We start from the raw sequence: 25,074 nt of genomic DNA on the forward strand, positions 1-25,074 counted from the left end.
ATTAAATAACAAATGAATAATTCCCCAAAAATTATCATATCAGGTGGTGGCACCGGCGGGCATATTTTCCCCGCCGTAGCCATAGCCAACGCGCTTAAGCGCTTGGTTCCTGCTTGTGAAATTCTGTTTGTGGGTGCAAATGGCCGCATGGAAATGGAAAAAGTTCCAGCTGCCGGATATAAAATAATAGGCTTAAACATCAGCGGGATGCAGCGGGGTTCGATTGTTAAAAATCTTGCCTTGCCATTTAAAGTTATCGGCAGTGTACGCAGAGCGATGCAAATTATTAATGATTTTAAACCAGATGCCGTAGTGGGCGTTGGGGGTTATGCCTCTGGTCCGTTATTGTATGCAGCATCATTAAAAGGAATTCCATACCTCATTCAGGAGCAGAATTCTTATGCTGGTGTAACCAATAAGTGGCTGGGTAGAAAGGCTTCAAAAATTTGCGTTGCTTTCGATGAAATGGATCAATTCTTCCCTTCTGATCGAATTTTGAAAACCGGGAATCCGGTTCGCAAAGAAGTAGTTGATATCAAGGGAAAACACCACGCAGGTGCTGAACTGTTGAAACTCGATCCATTGAAGAAAACTATAATGGTTACAGGCGGAAGTTTAGGAGCTGGTACACTGAACAAAGCGATTGAAGAACATTTGCCAGAAATCATCGCACAGGATGTGCAAGTGGTTTGGCAAACGGGTAAATATTATTACAATGGAATTATTGAGCGTTTGGGCCTGGAGTATCATCCAAATGTGCGCATTCTGGAGTTTTTGAATAAAATGGATTTGGCTTATGCGGCTGCAGATGTGATTATCAGTAGGGCAGGAGCGGGAACGATCGCGGAACTTTGTCTAATCAAGAAACCAGTCATTTTGGTGCCTTCTCCTAACGTAGCCGAAGATCATCAAACCAAAAATGCGATGGCTTTGGTTAAAAATGGTGCCGCACTACTTATTAACGACCGTTTCGCTGAAGATACATTGGTGAAGCAAGCGTTGTCGCTTTTGAATGATAAAGAACAGCGTGAAAAACTGGCTGAAAATATAGGTAAAATGGCTTTGCCAGAAGCAGATGAAATTATTGCCGGAGAAGTCTTGAAATTGATAAAAGCTTAAGATTAAAGCTGAATTACCAAAGCATAATTGACAATTCGTCATTGCGAGGTACGAAGCAATCTCAAAGCCAAGGAATATATAACCGATAGAAAGAAAAAGCTTTTCACTTTGGTCTTTCTGCTTTTAGCTTAAAAAAAAATGGAACTAAGTAAAATAAATAGAGTGTTTTTTGTAGGTATCGGTGGTATCGGCATGAGTGCGCTTGCTCGTTATTTTGCTAAACGCGGTCAAGTGGTTTGTGGTTACGATAAAACCAAAACGAAATTGACCGAGACTTTGGAACAGGAAGGCATTTTGATCACTTATTTGGATGAGTCAGCATCTCTGCCTTGCGCATTTTTAGATCATCATGATGATACCTTAGTTGTTTACACCCCTGCTATTCCAAAAGATTCCAAAATTTTAAATCACTTCATCGATAAAGGCTTCAGTCTTAAAAAACGATCGGAGGTTTTAGGCATCATCAGTAAAGGCATGTTTTGTATTGGCATTGCAGGTACACATGGCAAAACCACTACCTCATCAATTGTTGCGCATATTTTAAAAGATACAGGTTACGATTGTACTGCTTTTTTGGGCGGAATTACCAGTAACTACAACAGCAACGTATTGTTTGGGAAGAATAATGTGGTAGTGGTTGAGGCAGACGAATATGATCGTTCATTTTTAACGTTACATCCTGATATTGCTGTGGTTACTTCAATGGATGCCGATCATTTAGATATTTATGGAGATAAAAGCCATCTAGATGAATCTTTTCAATTGTATGCTGGCCAACTAAAGCCAAACGGTACACTTTACGCCTATGAGGGTTTGCCATTGAACAATAGCATTAGCTATGCAGCAAGCACAACTGCAACCGCTAAGGCCGTAAATCTTCGTGTAGAAGGGTCGAAATTTGTATTTGATTATATGGATAATGGTATCCAGATTAAAGACATCAGTTTAATGTTGCCCGGCAGGCACAATGTAGAAAATACTACGGTTGCCATTGCAATTGCTTTAAAACTGGGAATTGATGCAGATAAAATTAAGCAAGCAGTAGCAAACTTTAAAGGCGTAAAACGCAGGTTCGAATACATCGTAAATAACGATAGCCAGATTTACATTGATGATTATGCCCATCATCCTGAAGAATTAAGAGCTTGTTTCGATGCGGTTCGTCAGCTATATCCAGATAAGAAGCTTACCGTTATTTTTCAGCCACACTTGTTTACGCGTACACGGGATTTTGCTGATGACTTTGCAAAAGTTTTAAGCACAGCTGATGATTTGTTACTGTTGGAAATATATCCGGCTAGGGAATTGCCTTTGGAAGGTATTGATTCGAAGTTTTTATTAAATAAAATCAACCTGAAGAATAAACAGATATGTGGAAAATATTCTGTGGTTCAGTATGTTAAGGACACAAAACCTGAGTTAATTTTGACTGTTGGAGCGGGCGATATCGATACGATTATTGAACCTCTGAAAAATGCATTAAACCATGCTTAAAAGAATAAACTGGAGCGCAATATTTACCGGATTTGCATGGCTAATAAGCCTGGCTGGTGTGGTGGTGCTTTTAAGTTTCATCAACATTAAAAAGCAAACGGTTAAATGTACGGATGTTAAAATTTTAATACCGGGAGCAGATAACTTTATCGAGAGAGAAGAAATTGATCAAATTTTAAGAGAAGATCAGGGCGTTTTGCTGGGACGAAATATCGAAAATATAAATATCCATAAGATAGAGAAGAAGCTACAATCAAATCCATACATCGCCTTTGCGAAAGTGTACGTAGAAATGGATGGTGTATTGCACATAGAAGTGAAGCAGCGCCAGCCGGTAGTGAGGATCTTAAACAGCAGCGGTCAGGATTTTTATATTGATAACGACGGCTTGAAAATGCCAATCTCATCAAATTTTACTGCAAATGTATTGGTGGCAACTGGAAATATAACAGAGGTTTTTGGAAGTAGAGTTGATACCCTGCATACCAAATTGGCTCATGATATTTATAAAACTGCTTTATTTATCAAGAGAGATACTTTGTGGGATTCGCAGATCGAGCAATTGGTTGTAGATCAAAAAAATGATATTGAACTGATTCCCCGCGTAGGTGATCAGCGCATCATTCTAGGTAATGCCGATTCTTTGGAAAAAAAGATGACTAACCTTTTGCTATTTTACAAGAAAGCAATGCCACAAGTAGGTTGGGATGCTTACAGAACAATTAATATTAAATATACCAATCAAATAGTTTGCGAAAAAAGAGATTCGACAGCAATTGCCAGGAAGCGAAAAACAATTTCATCTTCAGATAGTTTGAGAATACAACAAAAGGTAGCCGATTCGCTAATCAGAAATGTAATCAGCGATGCTATTGTAGAACAAACTGCTGCTGTTGTTCCGAAAAAGACGGAAACGAAAACCGCTGAGCCGAAAAAGCCAGAAGTGAAAGCAGTTGCTCCAGCACAGACTGAAATCAAAAAACCAGTAATAACAGCAGCTGTTAAGCCAAAGGAACAAAAGCCGGCGACTTCGGAAACAACGGAAAAGAAAAAAACAAATACAAAATCTGCAGCCCAAATGAAGCTGGAGAGAGAAAAAGAAATCAGAGCCCTAGAAAAACAATATAAAACTCAACAAAATTAACGAATATGGACAAGGCAAAATTTACCAGTCAGTCTCCCATTGTAGTAGGATTAGATATCGGTACTACAAAAATATGTGTTATCGTTGGCCGTAGAACCCAACATGGTAAGATAGAAATTTTAGGAATAGGAAAGGCAGAATCGGCGGGGGTGACACGAGGAGTAGTTTCTAACATTCAAAAAACAGTGCAGGGCATTGCTCAGGCGGTTGAGGTGGCGAGTGGACAATCAAATGTAGAAATACAGGTGGTAAATGTTGGTATTGCCGGACAACACATTAAAAGCTTGCAGCACCGCGGAATTTTAACAAGAAGAGAATTAAATAATGAAATCGGTAAAAAAGATATCGATAAGTTAATTGATGATATGTTTAAATTGGTGATGCCTCCAGGTGAGGAAATTATCCATGTATTGCCACAAGAGTTTACCATTGATAACGAACCTGGTATCAAAGATCCTATCGGGATGGCCGGCGTACGTTTAGAGGCTAATTTTCATATTATCTCCGGGCAGGTTACAGCGGTTAAAAATATAATCAAATGTGTAAATAACGCAGGATTGCAAACTCAGGATCTGATTCTTGAGCCATTGGCTTCTTCTGAATCGGTGTTGAGCGATGAAGAAAAAGAAGCAGGTATTGCATTGGTTGATATAGGTGGTGGAACTACCGATATTGCCATCTTTCACGAGGGTATTATTCGTCATACCGCTGTGATTCCATTTGGGGGAAATAGCGTAACTGAAGATATTAGAGAAGGTTGTTCAGTAATGCGCAACCAGGCTGAGTTATTGAAAACACGTTTTGGTTCTGCTTTGGCCGAAGAAAATAAGGAAAACGAAATTATTTGCGTTCCTGGTCTTCGTGGTCGTGAGCCGAAAGAAATTTCGGTTAAAAACCTGGCTTATGTTATCCAGGCCCGTATGGAAGAAATCATCGAGCATGTTTACTATGAGATCAAATCTTCTGGTTATGAGAAAAAGCTAATCGGCGGAATTGTAATCACGGGTGGTGGTGCTTTATTGAAACACTTATCGCAGGCGGTAGAATATGTAACGGGTTTAGATTGCCGCATCGGTTATCCAAATGAGCATTTATCTAAATATGAAGATATGCCAAAGGCGATTTACGATGATCTGAAAAGCCCAATGTATGCTACCAGTGTTGGTTTATTAATTAAAGGTATTCAGAAAGCTGAAGAATTAATTGAGGAAATGAAACAGCCAGGTGTATATGTAGAAAAGCCAAAAGCACAAAAAGAAAAAGAAAAACGCGGTCCAGGTTTATTTGATAAACTTCTAGCCAAAACAAAAACATTCATTCAAGATGATATGAATGTTAGCGATGAAGATTATCTGAAAAGCTAAGTTTTTTTCAACAACATGTGAGTTTTCCACATTCTTAACACTTGTGGAAAACGTCTGTTGAAAAAGTGTTAATATTACGTTGAGTAATGAACAGAATTTAAAACTTTTTAAACAACTGATTCATAAAGATATGCAGTTCGAAATGTTAAAAGATAAGTCATCAATCATCAAAGTAATTGGTGTTGGGGGCGGTGGCGGCAACGCAGTTAACCATATGTACCTGTCGGGTATTACTGGTGTAGACTTTATTATTTGTAATACAGATGCCCAAGCTTTGGAATCTAGTCCGATACCTAACAAGGTACAATTAGGCGCTAGTTTAACTGAAGGGATGGGTGCTGGTTCTATTCCGGAGGTTGGCAAAAACTCTGCGATAGAAAATATCGATGATATTAAAGCCATGTTGGGTAGTACAACCAAAATGTTGTTTATTACTGCTGGAATGGGTGGTGGTACCGGAACTGGTGCATCTCCCATTATTGCCAAAGCTGCTAAAGAACTTGATATTTTAACAGTTGCCATTATTACCACGCCATTCTCTTTTGAAGGAAAAAGACGTAAGCTTCAGGCTGATGAGGGCATGGAAGAATTGAAAAAATATGTAGATTCTTATTTGGTGATCTCTAATGATAGATTGCGTGAGATCTTCGGGAATTTAACGTTAGGTTCTGCATTTGGTCAGGCCGATGATATTTTAACAACAGCAGCAAAAGGTATTGCAGAGATCATCACGGTTCCAGGTTATATAAACGTGGACTTTAAGGATGTGCGTACTGTAATGAAAGAAAGTGGTGTCGCCATTATGGGAAGTCATGCAGCTGACGGTGAAGATCGTGCTTTACAAGCAGTTGAGGGTGCTTTAGCATCTCCACTATTAAAAGATAACGAAATTGAAGGTGCCCGATATATTCTATTGAACATCAGTTCTGGTGTTCAGGAAGTAACAATGGATGAAGTTTCCATCATTACTGATTACATTCAGGAAAAAGCAGGTTTATCTGCTGATTTAATTTGGGGGAACTGTACAGATGAATCATTAGGAGAGAAATTATCGGTAACTATTATCGCTACTGGCTTCCAAACATCTGAAGAGCGTGTTCATGAAGAGAAAAACAAAAAGAAGATTTCTTTATTAACTCCTGAAGAAGCGCCACTAGTTCGCCCAGTTGAGCCGATAAATTCTTTTATTCAGCCAAAAGCTGCTCCAAGTTACGAGCCGGTTTTGAAAGCTAAAGAGGAAGTTTCACAAGCTGATCTTTTCGGTGGAATGTTTGCGAAAGCTGAACCTCAAAAAGTTCAGGAGCCTGAAAATAATGTTGTTCGTCATACTTTAATTGAAGAAGAGCCTCAGGTAGAAGAACCACAGGAAACTGGTTTCGAGTTTGAAGTGAAATTGGCAGAAACCAATTTCGTGTTCGAAACACCAGCGGTACAACCTGCTCGGGAGCCAGAAGTGGAAATGTCTGTTGCGGGTTTGGATGATGACAAAAATGATGAATCAATGGAAGAGCAGTTGAAAAAATCTAAAGAACGTATCTTACGTCTGAAAGATTTAAGCATGAAATTGCGCACTACAAACGGCTTGCAAGAATTAGAAAATGAACCTGCTTACAAACGCAAACAAATGCAGTTACAGCAAGTCCAACATTCTTCTGAATCGCAGGTAAGTCGTTTCACTTTAAGTAACGATCAAGATGGTGGTACAGAGATTAGACCAAACAATTCTTTCTTACACGATAATGTTGATTAAATCAAACCAAATATAATTTTAAAGCCTCGATTTACTATCGGGGCTTTTTTGGCATAAATTTCGAGTGTTAGAAATCTTATTGACAAGCGGAAGATTAATCTGATTGATTTTAAGCCAAATAAACCGTAAATTCGCAAAATTTTTATTATCAAAAACACATAATACATTGGATATATTTGAAAAGATAGCAAAGCACATGGGCCCGCTTGGTCAACACCAAAAATGGTCTCATGGGTATTTCTCGTTTCCAAAATTAGAGGGAGAAATTGCACCTCACATGCAATTCAAAGGAAAAGAGCATTTGGTTTGGAGCTTAAACAATTATTTAGGTTTAGCCAACCACCCAGAAGTTAGAAAAGCAGATGCTGATGCAGCTGCAGAATTTGGTATGGCTTACCCGATGGGTGCCCGTATGATGAGTGGAAACTCCAAATACCACGAACAATTGGAGCAGGAACTTGCAGCATTTGTGGGCAAACCTGATGCATTTTTATTGAATTATGGTTATCAGGGGATGGTTTCTATCATCGATACTTTGGTGGATAGAAATGATGTGATTGTGTATGACGGCGAATCTCATGCTTGTATTATAGATGGTCTTCGTTTACACATGGGTAAACGTTTCGTGTACCAACACAATGATATTACAAGTGCGAAAAAACAATTAGAGCGTGCTACGAAATTAACCAAAGAATCTGGCGGAGGTATTTTATTGATCACCGAAGGTGTTTTTGGTATGAGTGGAGCGCAAGGTAAACTAAAAGAGATTGTTGATCTAAAGAAAGAGTTTGATTTCCGTATTTTGGTTGATGACGCTCACGGTTTTGGTACGATGGGTAAAACAGGTGCAGGTACGCACGAAGCTCAGGATTGTATCGAAGGTATTGATGTTTACTTCGGAACCTTTGCGAAATCGATGGCTGGTATTGGCGCTTTCGTAGCGTCTACTGAGGAGATTACCAACTTTTTAAGATATAATATGCGTTCACAAACTTTTGCTAAGGCGTTGCCAATGCCAATGGTTAAAGGATTATTAAAACGTTTGGAATTGTTAAAGAGCAAACCAGAACTTAAAGATAAGTTGTGGGAAATTGCGATGACTTTACAAAAAGGACTACGTGAAAGAGGCTTCGATTTAGGTGTAACTGATTCTGTGGTAACGCCAGTTTTCTTAAAAGGAGAGCTTACTGATGCTACAGCAATCACGTTCGATTTACGCCAGAACTACAGCATTTTCTGTTCGATTGTTGTTTATCCGGTAATTCCGAAAGGAATGATCGAGCTTCGCCTAATTCCAACAGCTGTACACACATTAGAAGATGTTCAACGTACCTTAGATGCTTTTAGCGAGGTTGCTGAAAAGCTTGAAAATGGCTATTATAAAGAGAATCAGTTTGCAATAGCTTAATCGATAATTATATTTTAAAAGCCCTTTAAACTAGTTGAGGGCACTGAAAAAGTAGACATAAATTGGTCTTCAAACTCAACAGCGGATGAATAGCTTTTAAAAGTTGTTCATCCGCTTTCTTTTTTGAGACATTTCAGTTTCTTATTTGATAACGTACATTCCATTCGATATGGAGAGCTGGAGCAAACTGTTAGTTTGATCTATAGAATTATATAGATTATTATCCTTTTTTTCAAAATTTGAGAATTCTCTTAAGATTAACCACAAATATCGCAAGTGCACTTTGCATTCTCATGTTTTCCAGGCCATAGGAATTTGCTCTGTCATATCCATGAACATTTTTCAATTCACTATTTTTTGCTTCAATTTTATATCTATGTCTTGATTTTTCCCTGAAGTACTCGCTTTGCTGGAATATTTCCTGTTCTTTATGCTCATCTGGCTTTATTGTAACCGAGTACGTTCTGCTTTTAGCTTCTGCCTTGTAGCAGCCATCTCTTAGCGGGCATGTTTTACATTTTTCGACGTCGAAATAATAGGTCATTGCCTGGTTTTTCCTGTCTACCTTTCTGCCCTGTACCCGTTTGTACATAGCCAGGTGCCCTGCAGGACATACGAACATATCGGCATCTTTGTTATAATCAAACTTTTCTTCCTCTTTTCTTGCGCCATGGGTAATGGCAGGGTTCATCCTGGCAACTATCCTTAACTTATTTCCCTTCACATCACAGAGCTTGAGATTGTTCTTCCCGGCATAAGCTGCATCACCTATGATGGTATCCACCTCCATTCCGTTTGCCTGGGCCTGGTTCAACAGTTTTGGTAGTTCAGGCCCGTCTCCTTTCTCTGCTGATGTGACAACAGCAGCCGTTATAATACGCTCCTCTGTCATTGCCAAATGAGTTTTGTAGCCAAAAAAGCTGCTGTCGGCTGTTTTGTGGCCAGTCCTAGCATCCATATCTTTGGATATTGTATAATTCTCCCGGGTGTCTTCAACTGTTTCCTTTAACAGGTTCAGTTTCTCCTTTACTGCAGGGATCTCACTTAGTGTTTCATCAGACTCGATAAGTTTTTGCAGTTCGCTAGAGTATTCTATTTCCCTTAGGATATCGTTTGATTCATTCTTCTGGGGCATCCGGGTTTTGAAATCATCATCCATTGAATATACTGCTCTTCGAAGCAACTTCGAACGTTGTCTTAATACCTCAATAGGTGAATATGGGTTGGATCTGGAAAGTGAATGCGTAGCATCGACAATGATGGATTTGGATTTTATAATACCCTTCTCTAGGGCTAAAGAAACGGTTTTTCCAATCAACAGGTTTAAGAGATCCATATCCTTAAGACGAAGCTTTCGGAACTTGGTCAGCGAGCTTGGATTGATCACGTCTTCTTCAGGGGACATCTCCAGAAAATATTTAAAGGACATATCATAGCGGGAACGATCCACGACATCAACATCAGAAATGGTATAGATCGTCTTCAATAACAAATATTTGAACATGCGCACCGGACTCTCAGCATTACGGCCATTGTCCGGGCAGTATTTGCCTATTAGCTCATCATAGATAAAGCTAAAATCTATTAGCTCATTAATCTTGCGAAGTAAATTCTCCTTAGGAATAATCAGGTCATAAAGCCTGGAAAACTCGCTAAACTGGATTTTTTGTTGTTGAAGAAGCATCTTAAAGGCAGTAATTATATAACTTTAAAATACAAAAAAAGGAGCAGAAAAACTAATTTTCTACTCCTTTTATCCTTTTTAAAAAGGGACTTTTTCAGTGCCCTCAACTAGTTTAAAGGGCTTTTTTGTGAGTGAGTTTTCTTAATATACTGTAAGTGAGCTTGTTGCTTTTTAATTTATAATTACTGATGTTCATAAAACGTTTCAGTGTGGAAAAAAACGGCATTAACGGCGATTTTTATTCAGTTAAAAATTTTTGTTTCTACAACAAACCTATTAAATTAGAGTTATATAATTAAAAATCAAACCTTTAAAATTGTAGGAGTACTAAAAAATGAAAAAATTTGAAGAAGTAAAAAGTCTGGTTGCAGCTTTAGAAGCTGATGCAGACAAATTTTATAACAAAGGAAACAGTGCCGCAGGAACAAGAATTCGTAAAGGCATGCAGGATTTGAAAAACTTAGCTCAGGCGATCCGTTTGGAGGTTCAGGACACTAAAAATAAAGCTTAAGCGATATAGATATTTAAAGAAGTCAAGTTTTTTGAACTTGACTTCTTTTGTTTTTTAAGCAAATTGACCTAATTTTTCAATCTCTTTGATAATGGATTGTTCTAGTGTTGAAGACACTTTAATCAATGGTAACCTTACTGTATCATCACAAACACCCAAATGTTTAAGTGCAGCTTTTATTCCCGCTGGGTTTCCTTCTGCGAAAGCTAGACGGGTAAATTCTACCAAACTTAAGTGTGCAGGAGTAGCGCCTTTAAAATCGCCGGCTAAACATTGTCTCACTATATCAGAAAACTGTCGTGGTAAAGCATTTGCAATTACAGAAATAATTCCCGATGCACCTAAAGCAATCATGGGCAGGGTAATAGGATCATCACCAGAAATTAATAGAAAATCTTCTGGTTTATCCCTCATAATTTGATTAAATTGGTCAAAACTCCCCGAAGCTTCTTTAGTTGCAATGATATTTTTGAAATCATGCGCCAATCTGCAAGTCGTTTCCGGAGTCATGTTACTCATCGTTCTTCCTGGAACGTTGTATAGAATTAAATCCAAAGCTGAAACCTCGGCTAAATATTTATAGTGTTGATAAATCCCTTCCTGAGTTGGTTTGTTGTAGTAAGGACTTACAGATAAAATGGCACTATAGCCGGTTGCATCAAAGGATTTGATATCTTCTGCAACTGCCAAGGTATTATTTCCACCAATGCCAGCAACTAATGGTAATCTATTGTTGTTTATTTCAGCAGTATAGGCCCACACCTTCTTCTTTTCCTCCTTGGTCATCGTAGCGGTTTCGCCGGTTGTACCTAAAGAAACGAGGTAATCTATCCCTCCGTCGACCAAGTGATTAATCAGGTTTTTTAAACCATCATAATCAACAGATCCATCTGTGTTGAAAGGTGTAACCAATGCCACACCAGTACCCTGAAATTTGTTCATTTTAATTTATAATTATTGAATTTTGAATAAGAGATTAAATGAATGTGTTAAGCATTCTATCGTTCACTCATTCAATCACGCTCTTATTTTATTTTATCATTTCTAAAAGTTCTGCATCACTGATGATGGGAATATTTAGTTTGGTTGCTTTCTCTAACTTGGATGGTCCCATATTATCACCGGCTACCAAATAATTTAATTTACCTGATATTCCGCTCAAAATTTTTCCACCATTTGCCTCAATAATATCTTTCAGTTCTTCGCGGCCATAATTTTCAAAAACGCCCGAAATTACGAATGTTTTTCCAATAAGTTTATCACTGGCCAGTTCAATTACCTTTTCTTCAATTTCGAACCGCAAACCCGCTACTTTTAATAGTTGAACCTGCTCTAAATGCTCTTTTTTTGCGAAATATTCAACAATGCTTTCGGCAATGCGTTGCCCAATTTCATCTATGGCAATTAATTCGTCCATTGTAGCACGAGATAAGTTGTCAATATTTTTTACGCCAGCGGCTAGTTTCTTTGCTACCGTTTCGCCCACATAACGAATACCTAATCCGAAAAGCACTTTCTCAAATGGCATTTCTTTTGATTTTTCGATTCCAGCAAGCATGTTTTCAATAGAGCGTTCGCCAAACCGATCTAAGCTTTTTAACTGATCTGATTTTAAATGTAAAGTATAAAGATCGCTAATGTGATTAACTAAGCCATGTTTATAAAAAGTTTCAATAGTTTCATCACCGAGGCCATCAATGTTCATCGCTTTGCGTGAAATAAAATGTTGAATTTTTCCGACGATTTGTGGCGGGCAACCTTCATCGTTCGGACAATAGTGCACCGCTTCTCCTTCTTTTCTAATCAGTTCAGTGTCGCATTCCGGGCAGTTGTGTAGATAATGAACACGATTGGAGCCTTCAACTCTTTTATCTAAATTCACTTTTATTATTTTTGGAATGATTTCTCCGCCTTTTTCAACGTAAACCGTATCGCCCACATGTAAATCCAATCTTTCGATTTCGTTTGCATTATGCAAAGTAGCTCTTTTAACAGTCGTTCCTGCCAATAAAACAGGCTTTAAATTAGCTACGGGCGTTACTGCGCCAGTTCGACCAACCTGATAGGTTACCTTCTCTAAAACGGTTTCCACTTCAGCAGCTTTATATTTATAGGAGATTGCCCAACGCGGAGATTTAGCTGTAAAACCAAGTTCTTGTTGCTGGGCATAACTGTTTACCTTAATCACGATTCCATCAATATCGTAACTCAGTTTAAAACGTTCGGTTTCCCAATGGTGAATGAATGCCAGGACATCATCAATATTTTTGACCAAGCGATTGTGCTCGCACACATGAAAGCCCCAATTTTTAACCTCCTGCAGGCTATCCCAATGATTTTTAAATTCGTTTTTATCGGTGTATAGAAAATAGATGAAACCATCTAGAGGTCTCTTCGCAACTTCCTTGCTGTCTTGCATTTTTATCGTTCCGGAAGCAAAGTTGCGTGGATTAGCGTAAGGAATTTCTCCTAATTCTTCACGTGCAGCATTTAAACGCAGAAACGCGGCCTTATGCATAAAAATCTCTCCCCGAATTTCGAAATGCTCTGGTGCTTTTTCAGTTTTGATTTGATGCGGGATAGTATGGATGGTTTTAACATTATTTGTCACGTCATCACCTTTGGTTCCATCGCCACGGGTTACTGCTCTTAGCAATTTTCCGTTTTCATAAGTGAGGCTGATTGATAATCCGTCAAACTTTAATTCACAAACGTATTCAAAGTTATCGCCGATTGCTTTTCGAATCCGTTCGTCAAAATCGCGAAGATCCTGTTCATTATAAGTATTACCCAGCGATAACATTGGGTATTTATGATTTACGGTAATGAAGTTTTTGGTAATGTCGCCACCTACGCGTTGAGTAGGAGAGTTTGGATCAGCAAAATCAGGATTTGCCTTTTCTAATTCAGCAAGATGCTTAAGCTTTTTATCAAACTCATAATCGCCAATGGTTGGCATAGCCAGCACATAATAATTGTAATTATGCTGGTTTAACTCGGCAACCAGCGCATCCATTTCTTCTTTAATTGCAAATAGCGACATAAGAGCAAATATAAAAAAAGGATGAGTTGCTTTAGGATTCGTTTGGAAAAATAATTAACTGCCGGATAATTGATCCGATATCTCCTCGAAAATTTTCGTAAAATCTTTCTCCAGCGTTTCCTTAAATATTCCCAATTGAAATGTTAGCGCTGCCAATTGCTTTTCGTTTAAAGTTTCTGGCCACAAACGCATGCAAATTCTATTTAGCGCATAGCTGATGTTTTCTAATTTTTGATAGCTTAAAAGGTACTTGCTACTAATGAAACCTTCCATGAATTTAAAAAAAACCGACTGATCTTTCAAGCCACAATGCGTAAGGAAATCTCCTAGTGATTCCTTTTTCACCGCCGATAATTTGTCGTAAAAATGATTTACCTGAATGAGATTATGTTCTATTAGTAGGTGATCAAGTATCAGTTCTAACCCGATGTGTGCTAAAAACGAGGGTCGAACAGGCGTATCTTCGACAATTGGTTTTATAAGGAACTTCAATTCAGTAGTTTTTTCCAAGAAAAAATTGGAAGAGTGGAAAAGTAAATCAACTGCGAGATGTCTTTTCCAGCCTCTTAATAGCGATTCTTCATCAGGATTTCCTAAGAAAAGGAATTCGTTTTTTTGAGGGTATAAATTGGCTTCTTTGGAAGCGTTTTTTATTAAGTCAGGCAATACTGTTCCCAAAACCACATTGGCATCATCATTTGATTTATCGAAGTAGTAGTGGGACAGGAAATTCATGCTCACAAGTTAATGTTTTCTTTATTGCCTAAAAACTGAAATGGGTAAATGTTCGGGTTCGAACCTGTATTGTTTTGTAAGTTAATTATTTATAAATTTAATTACCATAATTGATCATCATGCCTCATCCCAAAACTTACAGGATTCTTTCTTTAGATGGAGGCGGATCCTGGGCGCTTATTCAAGTAAAATGTTTAAGAAAGCTCTTTGCAGAAACTTTTAATAATCCTGATCCAACAGGGCATGAGGTATTGTCAAAATTCGATTTGGTGGCTGCCAATAGTGGCGGGAGCCTCGTTGCCGCCGCTATGGCCGAGAACCTTCGTTTATCAGAAATTGAAAAGATTTTTGGCGATGAACAATTGAGGAGTAAGGTATTTTCCAGATTAAGTTTTTTTGAAAAAAGTTTGCTTTCCAGCGTAGCTCGAATTTTCAAAATAGGTGCAAAATATGCTACAAAACGAAAATATCAAGCCTTAAAAGATATTCTCCCAAAAATATCACAAATTGATCTGATGCACATTCCACAACATGTTGCGGTTAACGGAGATATCAAAACTCAGTTTTTAATTATCGGATACGATTACTATCGTAACCGGGCAGAAATGTTTCGAACAGATTGCGATAGCTTGGCATCTACATCGGTAATAGAGCGGAAACTTAAAAATTTGCCTGCTACTGCCAAAACGCCTTCAGATTGTTTAGTGAGTTTGGTTGAGGCCATTCACGCTTCGAGTACGGCACCCGTTAATTACTTTAACGAACCTGCGGCGTTCAAAGTAAATAATAAGCTCAAATTTTATTGGGATGGCGGCGTAACAGGTAATAATAATCCAGTTTTAGCAGCCGTTACTGAGGCCATTTGCAACCGCGAGCAGTATCAAATTGAGCACATTCAAGTTCTTTCAATAGGTACGGGATCGGTTTCGCAACTGCAATACGATGAAGAAATTCCTGTGCGTTACAATGAATTGAAAGCGAAACACGAAGCGCCTGGTTTGATCAAGGATATCCAAAAAATGGGAACCAGTATTTTGAACGATCCGCCTGATACAGCAGCTTTTATAGCTTACATGATTTTGAATTCATCGATGCCTGCAAAACCTATAGATTTTATCAGAATGAATCCTGTATTGCGCCCTATGATGGTTAATGATACAGCTGGTAAACATTGGGATTTGCCCGTAGGTATAAACAAAGACGAATATGTGGCGCTAAATGCCACTGATATGGATGCTGTTGAAGATAAGGAAGTATCTTTAATCATTAAATTGTGCGAGAATTGGTTGGGCAATTCAGGCGTTCCAAACCAGGCTATTCGCAGCGACAGTGCGCTAAATTGTTTAATTGGCCATGCTGATTTTAACGCTGCCAAGGCTGATTTTAAAAGCTGGTTTACACTTACCAACTAATTTGCTTTAAACTAAGCTAAAATTTTATCTTTGCACGCACAATTATAAAAGTGTTTGTACAATGACGAATTTTGTTGAAGAATTAAGGTGGCGTGGCATGCTGCATGATATTATGCCGAATACTGAAGAAAAGTTAAACGAAGGTATGACTTCTGGTTATATCGGATTTGACCCAACTGCAGATTCTTTACATGTTGGCCATCTCACTCAAATCATGACTTTAATTCATTTCCAGAAAGCTGGTCATAAGCCTTATGCTTTAGTTGGTGGTGCTACAGGAATGGTGGGCGATCCATCAGGAAAATCTGATGAGCGTAATTTGCAAACACCGGAGATGATTGAACACAACCTGAAAGGGATGAAGAAGCAATTGGCTAAATTCTTAACCTTTGAGGATGGTGGCAATGGTGCCGTGATGGTAAACAACGCCGATTGGTTTAAGGATATGAATCTTTTCACCTTCATTAGAGACGTTGGTAAACATATTACCGTTAACTATATGATGGCAAAGGATAGCGTAAAAAGACGCTTAGAAGGTGATTCTGGATTGTCATTTACCGAATTTTGCTACCAGTTGATTCAGGGATACGATTTTTATCATTTATGGAAAAACGAAAACTGTTTGGTTCAAATGGGTGGATCAGACCAGTGGGGAAATATTGTTACCGGAACAGAACTGATTAGAAGAAAAGATGCTGGAACAGCTTATGCGATTACTACGCAATTAATTAAAAAAGCCGACGGAACAAAATTCGGTAAAACCGAAAGTGGTGCGGTTTGGTTAGATCCCGAAAAAACTTCTCCATATAAATTTTATCAGTTTTGGTTAAATGCATCAGATGATGATGTTAAAAAATGGATCAGAATATTTACGCTAAAAACCAAAACCGAAATCGAAGCTTTAGAGGCTGAACATGATACAGCACCGCACTTGCGAATTTTGCAAAAAGCGTTGGCTGAAGACATCACCGTTAAAACGCACTCGGTAGAAGCGTTAGAAACAGCAATCAAAACTTCCGAATTTTTATTCGGAAACGGATCTCTTGAATTTTTGAAAACCCTTTCGGAAAGACAAGTATTAGAGATGTTCGAGGGAATTCCTCAATTCAAAATTTCGAAAGCAGAACTGGCTAATGGAATAGATGCTGCTACATTACTGGCTGAGAAAGCTTCCGTATTTCCTTCAAAAGGAGAAACCAAAAAGTTGATTCAAGGTGGCGGTGTTTCGGTAAATAAAGAAAAGGTTGGTGAAGCAACACAGATCTTCAATGCCGATCATTTGATTAATGATCAATTCATCGTTGTTCAGAAAGGTAAGAAAAACTATTTCCTGCTGATCGCGGAATAAGATTCAGTAAAATATTTTGTTTCAAAAAGTCTTAGATCATTCTAGGACTTTTTTTTGAGACTTTTTTATTACCAGACAAAATGCATATATTTGGGTAAGATTGTCGGTTATGAAAAGGAAAGTTGAAGAGTCAAAAGTTGTTGAAGAGCGAATAATAGCTTACGGAAACGTCATGCATACACCTATGGTGGCCATGATGGGTAATTCCTTCGCCAATTATTCTGATTATGATTTGCTTAAACTCGCCCGTAAAGGGATTGCCAAAAAATCAATAACTGCTCTAGCAAAACAGATTTCTTTAACGATAGAAGAAATTGCCGCAGTATTACACATTTCGGATAGAACTTTACAACGGTATACGCCAGATACATTGGTTAAAACGGAGTATGCCGATCGGGCCATTGAACTTGCAAGGTTATACGAAAGGGGCATTGAGGTTTTAGGTAGTGCCAAAGCATTTAACAGTTGGATAAAATCTCCCAATTATGCATTAGGTGGCGAAATTCCTTTTGATCTTTTAGATACACATATTGGTTTCACCATCGTATCAGACATTTTAGGCCGAATCGAGCACGGGATATTTAGTTAATGTTAATCTATAGAATTTCATCTTCAAAATATATTGAAGATTTAAGTGGCGCTGGTGCTAAACAATACGGCGGCCGGTGGAATAATAAAGGAACAGCTGTTGTGTATTTGGCGGAAAGCAGAGCCATGGCAGTAATGGAAGTACTAGTGCATTTAAGTCCAGAGCAAGTAGACCGCCCTTTTGTTCTTGCTACATTTGATGTACCAGATGATAAAATATATGACATCAGCATTTTTGATTTGCCTGAGGATTGGAGAGATCCTCAGACAGCGGATGAACTAAAAAAAATAGGCGATAAGTTTGTTCGCGATGGAATTTATCTGTTGATGAAGGTTCCATCCATTATACTTGAGGAAGAATTTAATTTTATTATCAATCCTCACCATCCAGATAGTAAAAAAATTAAGCTTGTAAACAGAAGAGACTTCGTTTTTGATAAAAGATTTAAAACTTAGTTACTGCACCAACAAATTACAACCTCTAATATCGGCATTATCAAACCTACCTAAAACTTCAAAACTGCCATCGCTGTTGACTCTGCCTAAATCCTGCGTAGCAATAAAAGAGCATGAATTTATATTTGCTAAATCGATTACATTAATGCCACCGGTTTTTCCGTTTTTTACTAACGATAATGGGTCATTCGTATCACGAATCAAAACTTTCATCCACTTGGGGCAGTTGAAAACCCCATCACCTAAAGAATAAGCCTGAGAGAGCAATTCCGTCATTCCGTATTCGCTATGGATGGTGGGTACGCCAAAACCTTGAGTCAATTGTGCATGCAACTCTTCCCGAACCATTTCTTTGCGTTTTCCTTTCATTCCACCGGTTTCCATTACAATTAAATCAGGGAAATCGATATCGAAATTTTCAATAAAATCAAGTAGGGCATAGGTTACGCCAATTAAAACAGTTGGTTGGTTATTCGTTTTAAGGGCAAGCAAAGTTTGGTACAAATCATCATGATTATAAAGGAAATAACCGCTTTCAAGATGATTGCTTTTTTCGATTAAATCGTTAACCATATAAATTAAAGAAGAGCCCGACCGCTGTTGGTAGGAGGGAAGCAAGGCTAAAAAACAATAATTGCGAATGTTTCCGTAAAATTGATCAAAAGCTTGTAGATAGCTTTGCTCGTAAAGTTTTACATTGGTTACGTGATGACTGCTTTGAATCATTCCAGTGGTGCCCGAACTGCTAAAGGTGATTTCAACAGGAAGTTGACTGCTTAAAATACTGTGCGTTTTAAAAAAGCTGATGGGAAGAAAGGGAATTTCTTCCAGGCGCTTTACTTCCGCCACATCAACTTTTAAATGATGAACGTATTGCCTGTAAATTTCACAATGCGTAACCTGGTGGTTAAAAACGGACAAAGCATGAGCACTAAACTCATCATCATTGTGTATTGAAAAGATATCTTCAGTAAGCAGCATCACCCTGCAAAAGTACGAAGCATTATGCTAACTTCTCGTCAGTTTTTTTAGCAAGCATGGCCATTCTAAAATGATAGCCACAAAAACCGCTGATGCCGGCAACCAATCCGCTTAATATTCCGGTAACTAATAGTAGCGCCCACCAAATTTTAATTCCTGTCATTACTGCAACGCGACCCGCCAAAACGTTGTCGTTAGGTAAACTTTTAAATAAAGCATAGCCAATCCACAGTAAAAAAATGGCAAAGAAAGATTGCCAGAAGGCAATCTTAGCTGTTTTACCGATAATGCCACAGGTGGCAAACACAACTACAATAATTACCCACCAAGGCGCAATCATTTGAAGTAAAAAACAAATTATGACGATAACGATAAATACCATTTTAAACTATTTTGAAATTTTTAAACGAGAGATTATTTTTCCGGATTTATCATCAGGAGTTTGCATGTAAAACAAGTCATACAGCTGACCACTTGCCCAGGTATCCACCATATTATCATAAAATTTACTGCCCGGATTTCCAGATTGACCGCCTGGGTAAACACCATGACCTTTTGGCGTTTTACCTAGTTCAATCACCATCCTCCATGATGGTCCGTTGGTTTCACTGATGGCATTAATGGTGCTTTTTGCTCCACCAATTTGGAGAATTTTAGAACCGAAACCTGGAATTTTCGCAAGGTGTGGTACATTCGTTTGCTTTACATTGCTCCATCGCCAATCTTTATTTATCGGGCCAAAACGGCGTTCTAAACTATCGCAACTGTATTTGAAAGCTTCGTTTACCAAATCAGGAAGTGTTTCTTTTTGCTTGGTGTTGATGTTGTCATACCACTTGGCATTTGGTTCTTTCAAGATCATTTCCACGGTACGGTCTCTCGAAGGATAACGCATCGGAATGCCTTTCACTACAAATTCATCATTCCAGATATTGAAAGCTAAACGCTTGGTCCAGATTTCAAAAACGCTGGCTGCAATTTCATCCGCATCGTAACGTTTGCTCCACTTGTTTATATAGCTCAAGGCTTCTTTTTGTGTCGCATTTAAACTTTCTGGGTTTAACAACGGTACGACTGCCGGCAGAACGTTTTGAGCCAAAATGCTGTAGTTATCGGTTTGCATTAGCCTAATGCTGTCCATCGTTGCTTTGCTCATGGCACCTAAGCGATCATTAATTCTCTTTCCTCTTTCGTAGGGCGCAAATTCCCAATTGATGTAATAAGGGTAAGTTGGGTCGGTTGAGGATTGATTTGCCGAACTTACGAAGCCACGTGGTGGGTTTTTGACTGTTGGGTTTTGAACCGCTGGAATCCATCCCTGCCAATCATAAGCCGGATCGGTTCCATCTAAAATAAACTTACCTTGTTCTTTCCATTTTAGTGGAAATTTTCCATTTGGTGTAATGGCGATATCGTTATCTATACTGGCGAACACAAAATTTTGAGCTGGTGCGGTATAAAATGTGAGTGCCTTGCGGTAATCGTTATAGTTACTTCCTCGATTCAGATAATAAAAAGTCATCAACTCGTTTGACCGATCGTGTGCAATCCATCTCAATGCATCTCCAACGGGCACGTTATCGGCTCTGCCATATTTAGGTTTTTGAAAATAAACTACAGGACCATGGTGCGTATAGTAAACCGTATCGATTTCATCTTTGCTTCCACGGATTTTGATGTTTTCTAAACGCCTGGTTGTTTTGTTCCATTTGTTATTGTACCAATATTCATTGTGCGATGAATCCTTGAATTTAATCTGATAGAAATCCAGCACATCGGCAGCAACATTGGTTACGCCCCAGGCAATTTTTTGGTTAAAACCTATAATTACTCCTGGTGCACCAGGTAAAGAAACGCCATAGGTATTTACCCCAGGTGCATGTAGCTGAATCTGGTACCAGATAGATGGAAGCGTTAAATCCAAGTGTGGATCATTGGCTAGAATTGGATATCCAGAAGCCGTTTTCGAGCCAGAAAGTGCCCAATTGTTACTTCCAATACCTTCAATTTTTTCTTTTGTTTTTACATCGCCCGTGGTGGCATCGGTAAAGCTTTGAGGCGTTTTTGGAGTTGTTAAAGGGGTGAAATCCCACTTGCTACCCACGGGAATGATTGGGTCTTCTTTAAAAGGATAATCAGGAAAAAGATCTTTGGTGACTTCAGGTCCAAATTTTTTCAGAATGTTAGTCATGTAAAACTCGTCGGAACCCATTGCCAAAACGGCCGACATTTGTTTCAATAACAGGGCGCACTTAATAGGCGTCCAGTTTTCAGGTTTAAAATCCAGTAACTTATATTCCAGCGGGTAATTAGAATGAGAAAGCGTTTTGATATAAGCATTGATGCCTTCAGTATAAGCTAAAATCATTTCTTTGGCTTTTGGGTCGGCCATCATTCCTTTTAGCGAATGTTCAGCGCCATAAACCATGCCCATTCTACGTTGGTAACGATCAACTTCAATTGCTTTTTCTCCAACCACTTCACTAATTCTTCCTGCGGCAAAACGCGTTTGAAAATCCATTTGCCAAAGGCGATGCATGGCTGTTACGTAACCTTGTGCCAAATAAAGATCGTGATCGTTTTGGGCGAAAATATGAGGGATCATTCTGTCATCAAAAACGATTTCGATTTTATCAATTGCGCCTTTAATTTTTGCTTTATGATTAAAAATAAAATGATTGTTTTCAGCATTTTGCCAAAACCCCATAAAAGGGTTCAGAAATTTCAGCAGCGGCGGATTTTGGCCAATTTTCGTATTAAATAAAAAGGCGAGTGTTATGGGAATTATTACACAGAATAGAGCTTTAATTTTATTCATAAATAATGGTTAGCTGAAAACTATCAGGTGACTAAGATAAAGTAAAATGGTGATTTTAATTGAATGAAAATACAACAAACTGATTATCAATCCAAATTATAAAATGAATCGAAATTATTATGCAAACATAATTTGTTTAATTCAAAAAAAGCATTTAAGTTTATCCTAACTAATAATACAACTAACCAAATTTTAATCATTTATGAGTAGGAACTTTACACAAATCTTGTATGTGTTATTCTTTGTATTTGCAATAAATATTGCGGCAAAGGCACAGAACATCACGGTTAGTGGAACCGTTAAAGATAAGGAATCAAAACAAGGCCTCGCTGGAGTAAGTGTAACCATAAAAGGTCAAACTGGTGGTACTGCATCATCTGGTGATGGAAGTTTTTCTTTCAGTACATCTGCCAAAGTGCCATTTACTTTAGTGGCATCTTATGTAGGCTATGGCACAGTAGAGCGTCAGGTAACTGGCAACACTGCTGGAATTAACATCGAATTGGAAGGCGCTGTAGTTTTAGGAGGTGATGTGGTGGTTTCTGCATCGAGAACTCCGGAACGTATATTAGAATCGCCTGTTTCTATAGAGCGAATGAGCGCTGCTTCAATTAGAGAAATTGCTGCACCATCTTTTTATGATGCCTTGAACAACATGAAAGGTGTAGAAAGTAGCATGCAAAGCTTAACCTTTAAATCCATTAATACACGTGGTTTCAACTCAAATGGTAATACCCGTTTCAATCAATACATCGATGGAATGGATAACCAGGCGCCAGGTTTGAACTTTTCAGTTGGTAATATTGTGGGTATTACGGAACTTGATGTAGATAATGTAGAACTTTTACCAGGAGCTTCATCCGCTTTATATGGTGCTGGCGGTATTAATGGTACTCTACTAATGACTTCTAAAGATCCATTCAAATATCAGGGTGCTAGTTTTCAATACAAAACAGGCATTAACCACGTAAATGATGATAACAACAGCGTACAGCCTTTTAACCAATTGGATGTTCGTTTAGCAAAATCATGGAACAATAAGTTTGGGGTTAAAGCGGCTTTCTCGTTTTTACAGGCGAAAGATTGGATGGGTACCAACTATTCGAACTTTGATCGCAATGCAAGAACGTTCAAATCTGGAGACCGCAATAGCGACAACAACTACGATGGAATAAATGTTTATGGCGATGAGGTGAGTCAGAACATGCGTAATGTAGCTTTAAGCGTTCAAAATGCAACGATATCAGGAATCAATGCTGGTTCTGGTGGTGCTATTCCAAATATTAAAGCTTTGATGGATGGTGCTTTTGGGGCAGCTATTCCTAATGCGGCACAACAGGCAGGTTTTCTGGCTGGTTTGCCAGCTGGCTTACGTCCTGCGGTACAAAATTATCTTCCATTTTATGTGGGCTTAAAAGCAAACTTAATTCCAGATCAAAATGTATCGAGGACAGGTTACAATGAGCGTGATTTGGTAGATTATGATACCAAATCGTTGAAAGCTTCCGGTGCGGTGTATTACAACATCACCAATACCATTCAAGCAGTTGCACAGGCAAACTGGGGCACAGGAACTTCGGTTTATACAGGTTCCGATCGTTACTCTTTGCGAAACTTCAATATTGGTCAGTACAAATTAGAGGTTAAAGGGCAAGATTTCTCTATTAAAGGGTACACCACCCAAGAGCGTTCAGGCGATTCATACATTTCGTCTATTTTAGGAAGTTATATTAATGAAGTATCTAAAGCATCAACCACTTGGTTTCCACAATATATTGGAAATTACGCAGGTGCAAGAGCCGCCGGACAAAGTGATGCTGCTGCCCATGTAACTGCAAGAGGTGTAGCTAACCAGGGTAGATTTGAGCCAGGTAGCCCGCAGTTTGAAACCGCTAAACAAAATATTATGAACACCAACATTAGCACCACTAATTTCGGTTCGGGTGTTTACGGTGCTAAGTTTGACGACAAATCGAATTTATACCACTACGAAGGAATGTACAATTTTACCAATGCCTTTAACAATGTGGTAGAGTTTCAAGTGGGTGCTTCATATCGTTTGTACGATTTAAATTCGGCAGGAACAATCTTTAACGATTTAACCAGTTCTATCGACATTAATGAATATGGCGCTTTCGCTCAAATAGGTAAAAAACTATTTAATGATAAAGTGAAATTTACTTTTGCCGGTCGTTATGATAAAAGCATGAATTTCGAAGGCCGTTTTACCCCACGTATTACCGGGGTTTTCACCGTAGCTAAAAACAATAACATCAGGGCTTCTTACCAAACTGGTTATCGCAATCCAACCACTCAAAATCAATACATCGATTTATCAGTGGGAGGTGGATCGCAACGTTTAATTGGTGGTTTGCCTGAAGTTATGTTCGGTAAATACAATTTGAATACTAATAAAGCATTTACCGATGTGAGTTACCGTGCTTTCTTGGCATCAGCCGCAACAGGCACGCCAAACCCTGCTTTATTGCAGCAATATACCTTTGATGCGAGAGGTGTTCGTCCGGAAAGTGTGCAGTCTTATGAGTTAGGTTACAAAGGATTAATCTTGCCGAACCTATTGATTGATGCTTATGGTTATTATAATATTTACAAAGATTTTATTACCGCTGTAGATGTTTACCAGAACGTGGGCACTTTAGCCAGTCCAACTTTTGTTAAGTTTGGAGTTCCGGTAAATGCTGAAGGAGAAGTAACCTCTTATGGTGCGGCGTTAGGGTTAGATTATTTAGTGGGTAACTACAATTTTAGTGGAAACGTTTCATACAATCAAATTGGCGATCTTCCGGTAAATTATATTAACGATTTTAATACACCAAAAGTTCGCTTCAACCTGGGCTTTGGAAACAAAGAAATTATTAAAAACGTAGGCTTTAACTTGTCTTACCGTTGGCAAGATAAATTTTATTGGAACTCTTCATTTGCCTCAGGCGATGTGCCAGCTTATAGCTCTTTAGATGCGCAGGTGAGTTACAAAATACCATCAGTAAAATCGTCTATCAAATTGGGAGGTTCTAACGTGATGAACAAATATTACATTACATCTTATGGTAACCCAGCAGCGGGTGCTATATATTATTTGGCATTCTCTTTCAATCCATAGGGATTAAAAATGTTCGCGTTCGTGAAGCCCCCGGATATTAATATTCGGGGCTTTTTATTTATTATTTAATACCCCCCTTTTATAAAATATTTGTATTA

The 25,074-nt window shown here is 38.5% G+C and carries 19 protein-coding genes; 12 read left to right on the forward strand and 7 right to left on the reverse strand.

Annotated elements, in window-relative coordinates:
* The first annotated feature begins 12 nt into the window (after nt 1-12).
* From murG to AC3ITD_RS01325, 6 genes are all read left to right on the forward strand, one after another.
* On the forward strand, nt 13-1,119 hold the full coding sequence (gene murG, locus AC3ITD_RS01300) for an undecaprenyldiphospho-muramoylpentapeptide beta-N-acetylglucosaminyltransferase (RefSeq protein ID WP_489363363.1): 1,107 nt from the start codon (nt 13-15) through the stop codon (nt 1,117-1,119).
* A gap of 138 nt (nt 1,120-1,257) precedes the next feature.
* A complete protein-coding gene (gene murC / locus AC3ITD_RS01305) occupies nt 1,258-2,613 on the forward strand; it encodes a UDP-N-acetylmuramate--L-alanine ligase (RefSeq protein ID WP_489363365.1) in 1,356 nt (451 codons plus the stop codon).
* The gene (locus tag AC3ITD_RS01310) at nt 2,606-3,757 is read left to right on the forward strand and encodes a cell division protein FtsQ/DivIB (RefSeq protein WP_489363367.1); all 1,152 of its coding nucleotides are present in this window, start codon (nt 2,606-2,608) and stop codon (nt 3,755-3,757) included. Before murC ends, AC3ITD_RS01310 begins: the two co-directional genes overlap by 8 nt.
* Nucleotides 3,758-3,762: 5 nt before the next feature.
* Nucleotides 3,763-5,121: a cell division protein FtsA gene (gene ftsA, locus AC3ITD_RS01315; protein ID WP_265798219.1), complete on the forward strand. Its 1,359-nt coding sequence runs from the start codon at nt 3,763-3,765 to the stop codon at nt 5,119-5,121.
* Nucleotides 5,122-5,251: 130 nt separating this feature from the next.
* Nucleotides 5,252-6,871: a cell division protein FtsZ gene (gene ftsZ, locus AC3ITD_RS01320; protein ID WP_265798220.1), complete on the forward strand. Its 1,620-nt coding sequence runs from the start codon at nt 5,252-5,254 to the stop codon at nt 6,869-6,871.
* A 166-nt stretch (nt 6,872-7,037) separates the two neighbouring features.
* The gene (locus AC3ITD_RS01325; RefSeq protein ID WP_265798221.1) at nt 7,038-8,279 is read left to right on the forward strand and encodes an aminotransferase class I/II-fold pyridoxal phosphate-dependent enzyme; all 1,242 of its coding nucleotides are present in this window, start codon (nt 7,038-7,040) and stop codon (nt 8,277-8,279) included.
* A 232-nt stretch (nt 8,280-8,511) separates the two neighbouring features.
* Here the strand turns inward: AC3ITD_RS01325 and AC3ITD_RS01330 are convergent, their stop codons facing one another.
* Nucleotides 8,512-9,963 (reverse strand): IS1182 family transposase, encoded by a 1,452-nt coding sequence (locus tag AC3ITD_RS01330; protein ID WP_489363370.1) that lies wholly within the window; start codon nt 9,961-9,963, stop codon nt 8,512-8,514.
* A gap of 334 nt (nt 9,964-10,297) precedes the next feature.
* Between AC3ITD_RS01330 and AC3ITD_RS01335 the strand changes: the two genes are divergently transcribed.
* Nucleotides 10,298-10,474 carry a hypothetical protein gene (locus AC3ITD_RS01335; protein ID WP_056871440.1) on the forward strand — a complete coding sequence of 59 codons (177 nt, stop codon included), beginning with the start codon at nt 10,298-10,300 and terminating at the stop codon, nt 10,472-10,474.
* Between the two features lie 54 nt (nt 10,475-10,528).
* Here the strand turns inward: AC3ITD_RS01335 and dapA are convergent, their stop codons facing one another.
* The 3 genes from dapA to AC3ITD_RS01350 all read right to left on the reverse strand — a co-directional run bounded on the left by dapA (nt 10,529) and on the right by AC3ITD_RS01350 (nt 14,252).
* Entirely contained in the window at nt 10,529-11,416 is an 888-nt protein-coding gene (gene dapA, locus AC3ITD_RS01340; protein WP_489363373.1) for a 4-hydroxy-tetrahydrodipicolinate synthase, read from the reverse strand.
* Nucleotides 11,417-11,504: 88 nt separating this feature from the next.
* Nucleotides 11,505-13,517, reverse strand: coding sequence for an NAD-dependent DNA ligase LigA (gene ligA / locus AC3ITD_RS01345; protein ID WP_489363375.1), 2,013 nt, complete (start codon nt 13,515-13,517; stop codon nt 11,505-11,507).
* A gap of 54 nt (nt 13,518-13,571) precedes the next feature.
* Nucleotides 13,572-14,252 (reverse strand): ACP phosphodiesterase, encoded by a 681-nt coding sequence (locus AC3ITD_RS01350; RefSeq protein ID WP_489363377.1) that lies wholly within the window; start codon nt 14,250-14,252, stop codon nt 13,572-13,574.
* 119 nt (nt 14,253-14,371) lie between these two features.
* Between AC3ITD_RS01350 and AC3ITD_RS01355 the strand changes: the two genes are divergently transcribed.
* The 4 genes from AC3ITD_RS01355 (at nt 14,372) to AC3ITD_RS01370 (ending at nt 18,056) form a co-directional block, all read left to right on the forward strand.
* A complete protein-coding gene (locus AC3ITD_RS01355) occupies nt 14,372-15,664 on the forward strand; it encodes a patatin-like phospholipase family protein (RefSeq protein ID WP_489363379.1) in 1,293 nt (430 codons plus the stop codon).
* 61 nt (nt 15,665-15,725) lie between these two features.
* The gene (gene tyrS, locus AC3ITD_RS01360) at nt 15,726-17,012 is read left to right on the forward strand and encodes a tyrosine--tRNA ligase (RefSeq protein ID WP_265798227.1); all 1,287 of its coding nucleotides are present in this window, start codon (nt 15,726-15,728) and stop codon (nt 17,010-17,012) included.
* A 109-nt stretch (nt 17,013-17,121) separates the two neighbouring features.
* Entirely contained in the window at nt 17,122-17,601 is a 480-nt protein-coding gene (locus AC3ITD_RS01365) for an Xre family toxin-antitoxin system antitoxin (RefSeq protein WP_265798228.1), read from the forward strand.
* Complete coding sequence (locus AC3ITD_RS01370) at nt 17,601-18,056, forward strand: RES family NAD+ phosphorylase (RefSeq protein WP_489363382.1); 456 nt, start codon at nt 17,601-17,603, stop codon at nt 18,054-18,056. The genes AC3ITD_RS01365 and AC3ITD_RS01370 overlap by 1 nt, the downstream gene beginning before the upstream one ends.
* Here AC3ITD_RS01370 and AC3ITD_RS01375 read toward each other — a convergent pair whose 3' ends face one another.
* The 3 genes from AC3ITD_RS01375 to AC3ITD_RS01385 are packed head-to-tail and all read right to left on the reverse strand — an operon-like array spanning nt 18,057 to nt 21,855.
* Nucleotides 18,057-19,037, reverse strand: coding sequence for a LuxE/PaaK family acyltransferase (locus tag AC3ITD_RS01375; RefSeq protein ID WP_489363384.1), 981 nt, complete (start codon nt 19,035-19,037; stop codon nt 18,057-18,059). It lies immediately after the preceding gene.
* A 22-nt stretch (nt 19,038-19,059) separates the two neighbouring features.
* Nucleotides 19,060-19,419 (reverse strand): hypothetical protein, encoded by a 360-nt coding sequence (locus tag AC3ITD_RS01380; RefSeq protein ID WP_489363386.1) that lies wholly within the window; start codon nt 19,417-19,419, stop codon nt 19,060-19,062.
* Nucleotides 19,420-19,425: 6 nt separating this feature from the next.
* Nucleotides 19,426-21,855: a penicillin acylase family protein gene (locus AC3ITD_RS01385; protein WP_489363388.1), complete on the reverse strand. Its 2,430-nt coding sequence runs from the start codon at nt 21,853-21,855 to the stop codon at nt 19,426-19,428.
* A gap of 202 nt (nt 21,856-22,057) precedes the next feature.
* Between AC3ITD_RS01385 and AC3ITD_RS01390 the strand changes: the two genes are divergently transcribed.
* Nucleotides 22,058-24,976, forward strand: coding sequence for a TonB-dependent receptor domain-containing protein (locus AC3ITD_RS01390; RefSeq protein ID WP_489363390.1), 2,919 nt, complete (start codon nt 22,058-22,060; stop codon nt 24,974-24,976).
* Nucleotides 24,977-25,074: the final 98 nt, after the last annotated feature.

This window comes from Pedobacter sp. KH_004, assembly GCF_057840755.1.